Origin of the sequence: Pseudomonas sp. BNK-45, from assembly GCF_047456255.1 — a bacterium.
GTDB lineage: Bacteria > Pseudomonadota > Gammaproteobacteria > Pseudomonadales > Pseudomonadaceae > Aquipseudomonas.
Genome location: NZ_CP179909.1, coordinates 2189586 through 2203549, shown reverse-complemented (window position 1 = coordinate 2203549; position 13964 = coordinate 2189586). Strand labels below are relative to the sequence as shown.

The 13964-nt window shown below is 60.9% G+C and carries 14 protein-coding genes; 1 reads left to right on the top strand and 13 read right to left on the bottom strand.

From position 1 onward, the window contains the following. Positions 1-28 precede the first annotated feature (28 nt). A complete protein-coding gene (gene leuA, locus ACMGG8_RS10315) occupies positions 29-1708 on the top strand; it encodes a 2-isopropylmalate synthase (RefSeq protein WP_016968325.1) in 1680 nt (559 codons plus the stop codon). 88 nt (positions 1709-1796) lie between these two features. On the opposite strand, the gene ACMGG8_RS10310 is transcribed toward leuA, so the two are convergent. From ACMGG8_RS10310 to iscX, 13 genes are all read right to left on the bottom strand, one after another. Then, positions 1797-2198, bottom strand: a complete 402-nt coding sequence (locus ACMGG8_RS10310) for a hypothetical protein (RefSeq protein WP_060844524.1) — start codon at positions 2196-2198, stop codon at positions 1797-1799. Positions 2199-2288: 90 nt separating this feature from the next. Further along, positions 2289-3080 (bottom strand): amidohydrolase, encoded by a 792-nt coding sequence (locus ACMGG8_RS10305; protein ID WP_265073687.1) that lies wholly within the window; start codon positions 3078-3080, stop codon positions 2289-2291. Further along, positions 3068-4216, bottom strand: a complete 1149-nt coding sequence (locus ACMGG8_RS10300; RefSeq protein WP_414159544.1) for a pyridoxal phosphate-dependent aminotransferase — start codon at positions 4214-4216, stop codon at positions 3068-3070. The genes ACMGG8_RS10305 and ACMGG8_RS10300 overlap by 13 nt, the downstream gene beginning before the upstream one ends. 187 nt (positions 4217-4403) lie before the next feature. Next, positions 4404-5876 carry a ribosome biogenesis GTPase Der gene (gene der, locus ACMGG8_RS10295; protein WP_016968329.1) on the bottom strand — a complete coding sequence of 491 codons (1473 nt, stop codon included), beginning with the start codon at positions 5874-5876 and terminating at the stop codon, positions 4404-4406. A 141-nt stretch (positions 5877-6017) separates the two neighbouring features. After that, entirely contained in the window at positions 6018-7169 is a 1152-nt protein-coding gene (bamB, locus tag ACMGG8_RS10290; RefSeq protein WP_060840875.1) for an outer membrane protein assembly factor BamB, read from the bottom strand. Further along, complete coding sequence (locus tag ACMGG8_RS10285; protein WP_016968331.1) at positions 7162-7803, bottom strand: tetratricopeptide repeat protein; 642 nt, start codon at positions 7801-7803, stop codon at positions 7162-7164. Before ACMGG8_RS10285 ends, bamB begins: the two co-directional genes overlap by 8 nt. A gap of 40 nt (positions 7804-7843) precedes the next feature. After that, positions 7844-9133, bottom strand: a complete 1290-nt coding sequence (gene hisS, locus ACMGG8_RS10280; RefSeq protein WP_060840876.1) for a histidine--tRNA ligase — start codon at positions 9131-9133, stop codon at positions 7844-7846. A gap of 23 nt (positions 9134-9156) precedes the next feature. Further along, complete coding sequence (gene ispG / locus ACMGG8_RS10275) at positions 9157-10266, bottom strand: flavodoxin-dependent (E)-4-hydroxy-3-methylbut-2-enyl-diphosphate synthase (RefSeq protein ID WP_016968333.1); 1110 nt, start codon at positions 10264-10266, stop codon at positions 9157-9159. Positions 10267-10269: 3 nt separating this feature from the next. Further along, positions 10270-11286 (bottom strand): RodZ domain-containing protein, encoded by a 1017-nt coding sequence (locus ACMGG8_RS10270; RefSeq protein WP_235759712.1) that lies wholly within the window; start codon positions 11284-11286, stop codon positions 10270-10272. Next, positions 11286-12044 (bottom strand): type IV pilus biogenesis/stability protein PilW, encoded by a 759-nt coding sequence (pilW, locus tag ACMGG8_RS10265; RefSeq protein WP_060840878.1) that lies wholly within the window; start codon positions 12042-12044, stop codon positions 11286-11288. The genes ACMGG8_RS10270 and pilW overlap by 1 nt, the downstream gene beginning before the upstream one ends. A gap of 12 nt (positions 12045-12056) precedes the next feature. After that, entirely contained in the window at positions 12057-13205 is a 1149-nt protein-coding gene (gene rlmN / locus ACMGG8_RS10260; RefSeq protein WP_060840879.1) for a 23S rRNA (adenine(2503)-C(2))-methyltransferase RlmN, read from the bottom strand. 28 nt (positions 13206-13233) lie between these two features. After that, positions 13234-13659, bottom strand: coding sequence for a nucleoside-diphosphate kinase (gene ndk / locus ACMGG8_RS10255; protein WP_025129556.1), 426 nt, complete (start codon positions 13657-13659; stop codon positions 13234-13236). A 94-nt stretch (positions 13660-13753) separates the two neighbouring features. Further along, the gene (gene iscX / locus ACMGG8_RS10250; RefSeq protein ID WP_011063212.1) at positions 13754-13954 is read right to left on the bottom strand and encodes a Fe-S cluster assembly protein IscX; all 201 of its coding nucleotides are present in this window, start codon (positions 13952-13954) and stop codon (positions 13754-13756) included. Positions 13955-13964: the final 10 nt, after the last annotated feature.

The window sequence follows — 13964 nt, the reverse complement described above, 5'->3', positions numbered from 1 at the left end:
TTTCGGCCCGGACCATAAGGATTTCTCCATGACCATGCTCAAAGACCCATCCTCCAAGTACCGCGCGTTTCCGACCATCAACTTGCCGGACCGCACCTGGCCGTCGAAGACCATCACCCGCGCGCCGATCTGGTGCAGCTCGGACTTGCGTGATGGCAACCAGTCGCTGATCGAGCCGATGGATGCGGTCAAGAAGCTGCGTTTCTGGAAAACCCTGGTAGCTGTTGGCGTGAAGGAAATCGAGGCGTCGTTCCCCGCCGCTTCGCAAACCGACTTCGATTTCGTGCGCACCCTGATCGAAGGCGGCCATATCCCGGACGACACCACCATCCAGGTATTGACCCAGGCCCGCGAAGACCTGATTGCCCGCACCTTCGAGTCCTTGCGCGGGGCGAAGAAAGCCATCGTCCACCTGTACAACGCCACCAGCCCGTCGTTCCGCCGCATCGTCTTCAACCAGGACAAGGCCGGCGTGAAGGAAATCGCGGTAAACGCCGCCAAGCTGTTCGTCAAATACGCCGCTCAGCAGCCGGAAACCCAGTGGCAGTTCGAGTACTCGCCAGAGACCTTCAGCGCCACCGAACTGGAGTTCGCCAAGGAAGTCTGTGACGCCGTGGTGGAAGTCTGGAACGCTACGCCGACCAACAAGGTGATCCTCAACCTGCCGGCCACCGTTGAAGTGGCAACACCGAACATCTACGCCGACCAGATCGAGTGGTTCTGCCGCCACATCAACCGTCGCGACAGCGTGCTCATCAGCCTGCACACCCACAACGACCGTGGCACTGGCGTAGCCGCCACCGAGCTGGGCCTGATGGCCGGCGCCGACCGTGTCGAAGGCTGCCTGTTCGGCAACGGCGAGCGTACCGGCAACGTCGACCTGGTCACCGTGGCCTTGAACCTCTATACCCAGGGCGTCGATCCGGAGCTGGACTTTTCCGACATCGACGGCGTGCGCAAAGTGGTGGAAGAGTGCAACCAGATTGCCGTGCACCCACGTCACCCATATGTCGGTGACCTGGTCCACACCGCCTTCTCCGGCTCCCACCAGGACGCGATTCGCAAGGGCTTCGCCCAGCAGAAAGCCGACGGCTTGTGGGAAGTGCCGTACTTGCCGATCGACCCAGCCGACATCGGTCGCAGCTACGAGGCGGTGATCCGCGTCAACAGTCAGTCGGGCAAGGGCGGTATCGCCTACCTGCTGGAGCAGGAATACGGCATCAGCTTGCCGCGCCGCATGCAGATCGAATTCAGCCAGGTGGTGCAGCGGGAAACCGATCGCCTGGGCCTGGAAATGACCGCCCAGCAGATCCACGCGCTGTTGCACAGCGAGTACTTGCAGGCCAACACCCCGTACGCGCTGGTCAGCCATCGCCTGCAGGAAGAGAACGGCCACAGCGCCGTGGAAGTGGAAGTGTCGAGCAAGGGCCAGGGCGAAACCAACCTGCACTGGCGCGGCAAGGGCAACGGTGCCCTGGAAGCGCTGGTGGCCGGCTTGCCGGTGCCGGTGGAGATCATGGACTACAACGAACACGCCATCGGCGCCGGCACCAACGCCAAGGCGGCGGCCTACATCGAACTGCGGGTCAACGGTGAGCGTGCGGTCCACGGCGTGGGCATCGACGAAAACATCACCACGGCCAGCTTCAAGGCGCTGTTCAGTGCCCTGAACCGCTCCCTGAGCGAGCAGGAAGCCAAGGCGGCTTAAACAGCGCTGATCAAAAAGGCCCCGGGGAGCGCTGCTCCTCGGGGCCTTTTTGCATCCGTTGCCACGCTAATTGGGCGCGGCACAGGGTTCAGGCATGGACATCGACACTGAACATGGCTTGCAGCAAAGCGGCCTGCAACACCTGCAAAGTGCTGTTGGTCACGGCAATCTGCGCCTGAATCTCCATGACCTGCTGGGCCTTCTGTTCATCACTGGCCTGCCCCTTCTCGGTACTGGCCAATTGCGCCTGTTGTTGCTGCAGAATCTTCTGGGTCTGCTCGATCTGCTTCTGCAACTGCTGCACCGGATCGCCGCCACCTTGCACCGCATCGATGCCGGCACCGGCAGAGTTGACCCGCAGCTCCTTGTCCTCGCCATCCTTGCCCTGGGCCGCCGGCGCCAGCGGGCTGGTGTCTTCGGCTGCCCCGGTCACGACTGTCGGCGCGGACAATGGATAAGGATTGACGGCATTGGCGTTGATGGTGGTCATGCTTGATTCCTCCTGGATGTCCGTCCTATCGGCGCTCGTCCCTGAAGCTTGATATCGGCAACCTGTAAAAAAGTGTGCGGCGATCTGCCCCTAAGTGAACATGAAAGTGTCGGCATCGAGGTTGGCTGGAAAGCGTGCGCGGTAGGCCGCCAGCTCGCCGGCATTCAGGCGCACCTGAAACACCCCATCCGCTTCCCCGGCGCTAAGCAGGGTTTCGCCCTGATAATCCAGCACCTGGCTGTCACCGGTGTAGGCAAAGCCCTTGCCGTCAGTGCCGATCCGGTTGACCGCCGCCACATAGCAAAGATTTTCAATGGCCCGGGCCGGTAGCAGGCGGTTCCAGTGCAAGCGCCGGGCGCCCGGCCAATTGGCGGTGTACAGCAGCAGATCGGTGTCCTGGGCATCGCGACTCCACACCGGAAAGCGCAGGTCGTAGCAAATCAGCGGACGAATGCGCCAGCCCTTGAGCTCGAACTGGACCTGGCGCTCGCCCGGAGTGAAGTGATTGTGCTCGCCGGCCATGCGGAACAGATGGCGCTTGTCGTAATGCCAGACTTCGCCGTCGGGGCGTGCCCACAACAGGCGGTTACGGTGGCTGCCATCCGCCGCCTGGATGATCACGCTCCCCGTGATCACCGCATCGAGCTTCTTCGCCTGGCAGCGCAGCCATTTGCTGGTGGGGCCGTTCTCAGCCTCCGCCAGGGTGCTGGACTCCATGGAAAATCCGGTGGTGAACATCTCCGGCAGGATGATCAGATCGGCACCGCGGGCCTGCTCCAGCAACTGCTCAAAGTGTTCGAAGTTGGCCTGGCGGTCATGCCAGGCCAGGGTGGTCTGAATCAACGCCAGATTCAGATCGGGTAATGCACTCAGATCACGCATAGTTTCTCCGCTGCCTGACGCAGCGTCTCCTCGCGTTTGGCGAAACACAGTCGTACCAGACGCTGCCCCTGGGGCGGCTGCCGATAGAACACCGACACCGGAATGGCGGCCACGCCATGTTCGCGGGTCATCCATTTCGCCATGTCGACGTCATTCAAGTCCGGACGAATCTGCGCATAGTCCACCAGTTGAAAGTAAGTACCGGCCACCCGGGTGAAGCTGAAACGCGAAGCGCTCAGCAAGTCGCAGAACAGATCACGCTTGGCCTGATAGAAGGCCGGCAGTTCCTCGACATGTTCCGGGCACTGGGCCATGAAATCCGCCAGAGCGTACTGCAAAGGGGTCACGCCGCAGAAGCTGACATATTGATGCACCTTGCGCAGCTCGGCGCTCAGAGCCGGTGGCGCAACCACATATCCCGTCTTCCAGCCAGTCACGTGGTAAGTCTTGCCGAAGGAACTGACGACGAAGGCCCGTTTATACAGCTCCTCGTGAGCCAATACGCTGACATGGGGCACACCGTCGAATACCAGATGTTCATACACCTCGTCGCTGACCAGGTAGATGTCGCGATCACGGATCAACGCTGCCAGCTGATCCAGCTCGGCCCGGCTGATCAAGGCGCCACTGGGGTTGTGAGGGGTGTTGAGGATGATCATCCGCGTACGCGGACTCAAGGCTTGGCCAAGCTGCTGCCAGTCGATGGCAAAGTCCTCGAGCCCGAGCTGCACATGCACACAGCGGCCGCCGGCCAGCTCCACTGCCGGCTCATAACTGTCGTAACAGGGATCGAAAACAATGACCTCGTCACCACGCTGAATCACCGCCTGGATGGCACAGAAAATGGCCTGGGTCGCGCCAGGAGTGATGGTCACTTCGCTGTCGGCATTGACCTCGACGCCATAGCTGCGAGCGATTTTCGCCGCCACCTGTTGGCGCAGAGCCGGCAAACCGGTCATGGGGGCGTATTGGTTATGGCCATTGGCGATATGCCGGCCAACCGCGTCGCGCAAGGCCTGGGGACCATCGAAATCAGGAAAGCCCTGGGACAGGTTGAGCGCTCCGGTTTCCACCGCGAGCTGGGACATTTGCGTGAAGATGGTGGTGCCGACATGCGGCAGCTTACTGGTGATCATGAGGGTTCCCTGCTGAACACCCGGCTCTACGGCGGCGCGGGAGGTCCCGAGAATAGCCCAAAGCGCGGCGATTAAAAAAGGGGCCCCAAGGCCCCTTCTTCAGTCGCTGCTTCAAGCTGCAAGCCACGAGCGGCAAGACTTCCCTACCCTCACTTGCAGCTCATCCCTTGCAGCTTGCCGCTGCTGTTTAGCGCTTGTCGCGGCGCTTCTTGTCGGCCTTCTTGTGGTGCGACATCAAACGACGCTTCTTGTTGACCTGGCGGTCGGTGAGCGTGTTTTTGTTGCCTTCGTATGGGTTCTCGCCACCTTTGAACTCGATACGGATCGGCGTGCCCACCAGCTTCAGCACCCGACGGTAGGTGTTTTCCAGGTAACGCACGTAGGACTTGGGTACCTTCTCCACCTGGTTGCCGTGAATCACGATCAGCGGCGGGTTGGCACCGCCCAAGTGGGCGTAGCGCAACTTGATCCGACGGTTGTTGACCATGGGCGGCGCATGCTCGCCAACGGCGTCTTCGAGAATCTGGGTCAGGCGGCTGGTCGGCCAGCGGGTCACCGCCGACTTGAACGAGTTCTGCACCGACTGGTAGAGGTTGCCCACGCCCGTGCCGTGCAGTGCCGAGATGAAGTGGATATCGGCGAAGTCGACGAAGAACAACCGCCGCTGCAGCTCGGTCTTCACGTAGTCGCGCTCGCTCGGCTGCATGCCGTCCCACTTGTTCAGGGCAATCACCAGGGCCCGACCGGCTTCCAGGGCAAAGCCCAGCAGGTTCAGGTCGTGATCCACCACGCCTTCGCGGGCGTCCATGACGAAGATCACCACGTTGGCGTCCTTGATCGCCTGCAGGGTTTTGACCACCGAGAACTTTTCGACTTCCTCGTGGATCTTGCCGCGCTTGCGCACACCGGCGGTGTCGATCAGCGTGTACTTCTCGTCGTTGCGCTCGAACGGGATGTAGATGCTGTCGCGGGTGGTGCCGGGCTGGTCATAGACGATGACCCGATCTTCACCGAGCATGCGGTTGACCAGGGTCGACTTGCCGACGTTGGGACGCCCGATGATGGCGATCTTGATCCCGTCCTTCTCGCTCGGGCCCGGAATGCGCTTGGCTTCCTCGCCTTCGGCGACGATCTCTTCTTCACCTTCCTCCGGCTCGTCGGCGTCATCCTTGGGGAATTCGCGCAGGGCGATTTCCAGCATCTGGGTGATGCCGCGGCCATGGGCACCGGCGATCGGGATCGCATCGCCCATGCCCAATGGCGCGAACTCGGCGCGGGCCATGTCCGGGTCGATGTTGTCGACCTTGTTGGCGATCACGTAGGAGGTCTTGTTACGTTTGCGCAGGTGCTCGCCGATCATCTGGTCGGCCGCGGTAAACCCGGCCTTGGCGTCCACCAGGAACAACACCACATCAGCTTCTTCAATGGCCAGCAGCGACTGCTCGGCCATCTTTTCATCCATGCCATGCTCGTCACCGGAAATACCACCGGTGTCGATCAGAATATAGGTACGCCCTTGCCACTTGGCCTCACCGTATTGGCGATCACGGGTCAGACCGGACAGGTCGCCGACAATGGCGTCGCGAGTCCGAGTCAGGCGGTTGAACAAGGTGGACTTGCCGACGTTAGGTCGGCCCACCAGGGCGATTACGGGAACCATGCGGCTCTCCACTGCGTTAATTGCGAAAATACAAAAGCCGCTGCGAGGCAGCGGCTGGTGCTCGGGGCAGCACCTTGAAGTGCTGCGAACCTTGTCGAGACAAGGCCGCTTGGGGAATCAACCCCAAGCATAGTCAAACCATTACTTGATGGTCAGGGCTTCCAGTTTGCCGCTGTTGCCATACACATAAATCATGTCGCCCACCACCAGCGGACGGGCGCGCAGGCCATCGCTGTCAATGCGCGTACGGCCGACGAAACGACCGTCAACCTGGCTCAGCAGGTGCAGATAACCTTCCAGGTCACCTACAGCCACGTAGCTGGAGAAGACTTCCGGTGCCGACAGTTGACGTCGAGCCAGGGAGTCGTTGCTCCACAGGGCGGTGGTCGAACGCTCGTCCACGCCTTCCACGGTGCCCGAGGACAGGCTGACATAGACGCTGCCAAAACCTTGTGCCACGCCGGCATAGCTGGACGCATCACGCTGCCACAGCGGACGACCGCTCTCCAGGTCCAGGGCAACCACACGCCCCTGGTAACTGGCGACATACAGCGTACCGCCGGACAGCAGCAGGCCGCCGTCGATGTCCACTACGCGATCCAGTTCGGAACGGCCTTGTGGAATGGCGATGCGCTGCTCCCACACCGGCACGCCGTTGCGGATATCCAGGGCCACCACCTTGCCAGTGGAAAGACCGGCCAGGGCCAGACGGTTGGTCGCCAAGGGGGCACTGGTGCCCCGCAGGGTCAGTACCGCCGGGGTGCTGTCGTACAGCCAGATCTGATGACCGGTGCTGGCATCAAGGCCAATCACCCGATCATCCTGAGTCTGCACCACCACCACGTCACCGTTGGTGGCAGGCGGAGCCAGAACTTCACTGGTCACACGGGTACGCCATTTCTCTTCACCGCTGGAAGCATCCAGGGCAACCACTTCGCCTTTCAGGGTGCCGATCATGACCAGGCCATAACCCACGCCCACGGCGCCGGAAACAGGCAGTTCGAGATCTTTCTTCCATTTGACGTCGCCGTTCATGCGATCCATGGAAACCACCACACCGGTGACGTCGGCGGCATAGATGGTGTCACCATCGATAGCCGGTACCAGCATGTTGTAGGTTTCGCCCTGACCGTCACCGATCGAACGGCTCCACTGCTTCTGCAGGACCACTTCTTCTTTGAAGTCGACCAGCTCAGCCGGCGGCAGTTCTTTCTTGCTGTTGCTGCTGCAACCCGCGGCCAACAAGGCCAGAGCCAGCAATGCTGCATGTTTCCAACGGATCACGTCATGCATCCCCTTTGGCCAGGTCGTCCAGCTTGATTTGTAAGCCACCGACCGCCGCTTCATCCGAGAGCGCTGCCTTGGCTTTTTGATATGCCGCATGAGCTTCATCGACACGGCCCAACTGCACCAGAAGATCACCCTTGAGCTCTTCACGGGTTGCCAGGAAGGCCTTGTCGGCATCGCCGTCGAGCAGTTTCAGGGCTTCGTCGGCCTTGTTCTGCGCCGCCAGCACCTGGGCCAGACGCTGACGCGCCACTTCACCCAAGGTCGGGTTCGCAGGCTTGTCGGCGATGGCCTTCAGTTGCGCCGCTGCATCATCCAGCTTGCCGGTGTCTACCGCCACCTTGGCGACGAACAGGCTGCCGTACTGCGCGTAGGCGGTGCCGCCGAACTCGCTGTTGAGCTTGCCGGCCAGGTCCGCAACGCGGGCGGCATCAGGCTTGCCATCCGGTGTCAGCGTGGTTTCCAGCAGTTGCTGATAGAGCACCGAAGCGCCTTGCGACTGATTGTTCTGATACTTGTGCCAGGCCTGCCAGCCAAACACGATGACCAGAGCCAGCAGACCGCCGGTCACCAGAGGTTTGCCGTTGCGCTGCCACCAGTCTTTCAATTCCGCCAGCTGTTCGTCTTCGGTACTCGACACCCCAATACTCCTTATTCGCTAATTCGGCTGTTTGACAGCTTCAACCCTGCACGACGCAGGTGGCCAGGTGCGCCGCGAGCGCATCCCAGGCAATGCTTTGTTGTTCGCCCTGGCCACGCAGGGGTTTGAAACCTACCACTTGCTGGGCCAGCTCGTCGTCACCGAGGATCAGCGCGTACAACGCACCGCTCTTGTCGGCCTTCTTGAATTGGCTCTTGAAGCTGCCGCCACCGGCGTTGACCTGCAGGCGCAGGTTGGGCAACTGGTCGCGTACCCGCTCGCTCAGGGCCAGCCCCGCCAATTCGGCAGCCTCGCCAAAGGCGCAGAGATAGACATCCACCTGGCGGGAAATCGATTCCGGCACCTGCTCCAGGGTTTCCAGCATCAGCACCAGACGCTCGATACCCATGGCGAAACCCACGCCCGAGGTCGGCTTGCCGCCCATCTGCTCCACCAGGCCGTCATAACGGCCACCCGCGCAGACGGTGCCCTGGGCACCGAGCTTGTCGGTCACCCATTCGAAAACGGTCTTGCTGTAGTAATCCAGGCCGCGGACCAGCTTCGGGTTGATCACATAAGGAATCCCGGCGGCATCCAGGCGAGCCTTGAGGCCCTCGAAGTGAACCCGGGATTCTTCGTCGAGGTAGTCGGCCAGCTTCGGCGCGTCCACCAGTACGGCCTGGGTGCCTGGATCCTTGGTGTCCAGAACCCGCAGCGGGTTGCTCTTCAGGCGACGCTGGCTGTCTTCGTCCAGCTTGTCGTGACGGGCCGAGAGGAATTCCACCAGGGCATCGCGATAGCGGGCACGGGCTTCGGAAGTACCCAGGCTGTTGAGTTCGAGCTTCACCGCATCACGGATGCCCAGCTCGCCCCACAGGCGCCAGGTCAGCACGATCAGCTCGGCGTCGATATCCGGACCGTCGAGGTTGAACACCTCCAGACCGATCTGGTGGAACTGGCGATAACGGCCTTTCTGTGGACGCTCGTGACGGAACATCGGGCCGATGTACCACAGTTTCTGCACCTGGCCAGCACCGGTCAGGCCATGCTCCAGGGCCGCGCGAACGCAAGCCGCGGTGCCTTCCGGACGCAAGGTCAGGGAGTCGCCGTTGCGGTCTTCGAAGGTGTACATCTCTTTTTCGACGATGTCGGTCACTTCACCGATGGAGCGCTTGAACAGCTCGGTGAACTCGACGATCGGCATGCGGATCTGCTTGTAGCCGTAGTTATCCAGCAGACGCGCGACGGTACCCTCGAAATAACGCCACAGGGGCGTCTGCTCGGGCAGGATGTCATTCATGCCACGAATGGCTTGCAGAGACTTGCTCACAAAAAATCCTTAAATACGTTCGGTTAGCCGCGAGCGATCAGCGCTGCGTCGGCTTCGACCTTTTCGGCCGCCTTCTGCCGGATCAGCTTTTCGAGCTCGTCCACCAGATTGTCATTGGTCAGTTTCTGTGCCGGCTTGCCGTCGATGTAGATCAGGTTCGGCGTACCGCCGGTCAGACCGATGTGCGCCTCTTTGGCTTCACCCGGGCCGTTGACCACGCAACCGATCACCGCGACATCCAACGGCACCAGCAGGTCTTCAAGGCGCCCTTCCAGCTCGTTCATGGTTTTCACCACATCGAAATTCTGCCGCGAGCAGCTCGGGCAGGCGATGAAGTTGATGCCACGGGAACGCAGGTGCAGGGACTTGAGAATGTCGTAGCCGACCTTCACTTCCTCGACCGGGTCGGCCGCCAACGAGATGCGAATGGTATCGCCAATCCCTTCGGCCAGCAGCATACCGAGGCCGACAGCGGATTTCACCGTGCCTGAACGCAATCCACCGGCTTCAGTGATGCCCAGGTGCAAGGGTTGAATGATTTCCTTGGCCAGCAAACGGTAGGCTTCGACCGCCATGAACACGTCGGAAGCCTTAACGCTGACCTTGAAGTCCTGGAAATTCAGGCGTTCGAGGTGCTCGACATGACGCAGTGCCGACTCGACCAGCGCAGCCGGAGTCGGCTCGCCGTACTTCTTCTGCAGGTCCTTTTCCAGGGAGCCGGCGTTGACCCCGATACGGATCGGGATCCCGCGATCACGAGCGGCGTCCACCACGGCGCGAACCCGGTCTTCGCGACCGATGTTGCCGGGGTTGATCCGCAGGCAATCGACACCCAGCTCGGCCACGCGCAAAGCGATCTTGTAGTCGAAGTGAATGTCGGCTACCAGGGGCACCTTGACCTGCTGCTTGATCCGGCCGAACGCTTCGGCGGCGTCCATGTCCGGCACCGAAACCCGGACGATGTCGACACCGGCAGCTTCCAGGCGGTTGATCTGGGCGACGGTTGCCGCTACGTCGTTGGTGTCGCTGTTGGTCATGCTCTGCACCGCGATCGGCGCATCGCCGCCGACCGGTACCGAGCCGACCCAGATCTTGCGGGACTCGCGACGTTTGATTGGAGATTCGCCGTGCATGACTTATTGACCTAACTTCAGGCGAGCAGTCTCGCCACTGGTGAACGGGGCGATATCCACCGCCTGACCGTTGTAAGTGATTTGTGCGCCACGGGCATAACCCAGACGCACGGCAAAAGGTGGCTTGCCGCTGACATCAACGTTCTCGCCCTTGCGCTTGAGGGCGCTGAGCAGAATCTTGCCGTTGCCATCGATGACCTGGGCCCAGCAATCGGCGCTGAACTGGATCTGTACCTGACCCGAACCGGCGACCGGCGAGCTCGGCGCTGCGGCATTGCCAGCATTTGCCGGCACAGCGGGCGCGGCGGCCGGAGCCTGAGCTACCGGTGCGCTGGCAACAGGCGCGGTGGTTGGGGCGGCATGCACAGGAGCGGTCGGTGCCGCAGGCGTCACAACGGGAGCCGGGGCCGCAGGAGCTGGCGGATTGGCCGGCGCCTCGGCGCTGGCCTGGTTCTGGTCTTGTGCGGCGTTGTCCAGGGCTTCGCTCTGACCTTCGGCAACCGCCTGATCTTCGGGCTCGTCGATCGGATGGATCTGCGTGGTGCCGTCGGCCCCTTCGACCTCGACGTGCTCAGGGCTCAGGGACACTGGCTCCTTGCCACGCTGGGAGGATTGATCCTGCCACCAGATGAAACCGCCACCGACCACCGCCACCAGCAGCAGCAAGCTGACAATGCGCAGGATGGTGTGGGAAACCCGTACCGGTTCCTCGATCCGTCCCAGGGCGTGAACGTTGCTGCCTTGAGAGTCGGTACCGGTGTATTGATCGAACTCCTGAACCAGGATCGCCTGATCCATGCCCAGCAACTTGGCATAGGCGCGGATATAGCCGCGAGCAAAGGTATGCCCTGGCAGCTTGTCGAAAGCGCCGGCTTCCAGGTTGCTCAGAGAGCTCACGGTGAGGTTGAGCTTGTGGGCCACTTCTGCCAGCGACCAACCATTGCTTTCGCGGGCCTGACGCAGGGTCTCACCGGGGTTTACGCGAGTCACTGCTTGAACTTCGGGATGCGCCGCTTTCATCATTGCTCCGACAGGTATTGCTGATATTCCGGCGTACCGGGATAAAGTCGTTTTAGTTGCAGACCGTAACTGGCGGCCTTGTCGCGATCTTCGAACACCGTTGCCAGCCGAACGCCGAGCAATAGACTACGTGCATTTTGCGCGTCGAGCAGGCTAAAACGATCGTAATAGTCGCGGGCGGGCACATAATGCCTGTCTTCGTAAGACAACTCAGCCATTTCCAGCAACGCGCGGGGCTGTTGGTGATTCAGGCGCAGGGCTTTTTCCAGTTGCAACCGGGCCAGCTCACGCTGGCCCAGCTTCGAAGCGGTCATCCCGAGGCTTTCAAACACCCGGGAACGTTCGGGGTACAGAGTATCAGCCGCGGCTTGCTCAAAACGCTGATAGGCCTCTTTGTAACGTTTTTCTTCGAACAGGAAACTGCCGTAGTTATTGAGGATTCGCGCATCGTCCGGACGGGCCGCCAGGGCCTGGCGAAAATGCTCGTCGGCCAGCGCCGGCTCCATCTCGGCCTGAAACACCAACGCCAGGGCGGCATTGGCATCGGCATCGGCAGGAGCCAGTTCCAGAGCCTTGCGCAACGGAACCTTGGCGCGCTCGCTCATGCCTTGCTGCAGATAACCCAGCCCCAGTTGCACATAGGCGGCACGCGCCTCATCGCGGCCCTTGCTGGTGTTCAGCGGATTGGAATCACCCGACAGAACACAGCCAGCACAGAGACTGGCAACGAGCAGGAGCAGCGCGAAGCGCAGGGTCATGGAGTTCCTCTCTCAAGTACGGGTCGCAGCGCTTTGCGGCATATCGGCGTCGGCGCTCAACTCACGCACGGCGATATAGCGTTCGCTGCGACGGGTGCGGTCCAGCACCTGCCCGACCAACTGCCCGCAGGCGGCGTCGATGTCCTCACCGCGAGTCGTGCGCACGGTGACATTGAAGCCGGCGTGATGCAGCTGGTCCTGGAAACGGCGAATGGCATTGTTGCTCGGACGTTCGTAGCCGGAGTGAGGGAACGGGTTGAACGGAATCAGGTTGATCTTGCAAGGAACGTCCTTGAGCAACTCGATCATTTCAACGGCGTGTTCCAGCTTGTCGTTGACATCCTTGAGCAGGGTGTACTCGATGGTCAGCACGCGCTTCTCGCCCAGGGCGGACATGTAGCGCTGGCAGGACTCGAGAAGCATTTTCAGCGGGTACTTCTTGTTGATCGGTACCAGCTGGTTGCGCAGCGCATCGTTGGGTGCGTGCAGCGACAACGCCAGGGAGACGTCGATGTGCTTGGCCAGCTCATCGATCATCGGCACCACGCCGGAGGTGGACAGGGTCACCCGGCGCTTGGAAATGCCGTAGCCCAGGTCGTCCATCATCAGGTGCATGGCCGCGATGACGTTGTCGAAGTTCAGCAGCGGCTCACCCATGCCCATCATCACCACGTTGGTGATGGCACGGTCGACGGTCGCCGGGACGCTGCCAAAGGATTTGTTGGCAATCCACACCTGGCCGATGACTTCGGCGGCGGTGAGGTTGCTATTGAAGCCTTGCTTGCCGGTGGAGCAGAAACTGCAGTCCAGGGCACAGCCTGCCTGGGACGAAACGCACAGCGTGCCGCGCTTGCCCTGGGGAATGTACACGGTCTCGACGCAGCTGCCGGACGCCACGCGCACCACCCATTTACGGGTGCCATCGCTGGAGATGTCCTCGCTGACCACTTCCGGACCGCGAATCTCGGCAACGGCCTTGAGCTTTTCGCGCAAGGCCTTGCCGACATTCGTCATGGCGTCGAAATCATCGACGCCAAAGTGGTGAATCCATTTCATTACCTGACCGGCACGGAAACGCTTCTCCCCGATTGAGTCGAAGAATTTCTCCATTTCCGGTTGAGTCAGCCCCAACAGGTTAGTTTTGCCGATCGATGTAGTCATGGTCTCACCCCTCACGCGCAAGCCTTACTCAGCGAGCGGTTACTTCAGTAGCTGCGAAGAAGTAAGCGATTTCGCGAGCAGCGGCAGCTTCGGAGTCCGAACCGTGAACGGCGTTGGCGTCGATGGACTCGGCGAAGTCAGCACGGATGGTGCCGGCAGCAGCTTCTTTAGGGTTGGTAGCGCCCATCAGCTCACGGTTGCGAGCGATGGCGTTTTCGCCTTCCAGAACCTGAACAACAACTGGACCGGAAGTCATGAAGGCAACCAGTTCGCCGAAGAAGCCACGCTCGCTGTGCTCAGCGTAGAAGCCTTCAGCTTCAGCCTTGGACAGTTGCTTCATTTTCGAAGCTACAACGCGCAGGCCGGCTTCTTCAAAACGGGAAACGATCTTGCCGATAACGTTTTTTGCAACAGCGTCAGGCTTGATGATGGAGAAAGTACGTTGAACAGCCATGGTGTAACTCCAGAAACGGTGATTAAAGCGAAAAATTAAACCCGCGAATTATACGCGGGTTTATAGGGATTGCCTAACTGCGTAGCCTGCGGATTCAGTCCGCTTCGTCGATCCAGGCGGCCTGAATTGCTTCAAGAACCTTCTCGCCTCCGCGAGCCGGATCGTCGCTGAACTCCGGCAATGCCAGAACCCATTGGTGCAGATCGACAAAGTTCACATAACGCGGATCCACATCGGGCTTGGACTCAGCCAGCTGGATCGCGATTTCCAGTACATCAACCCACTTCAGACTCATGACGACTCCT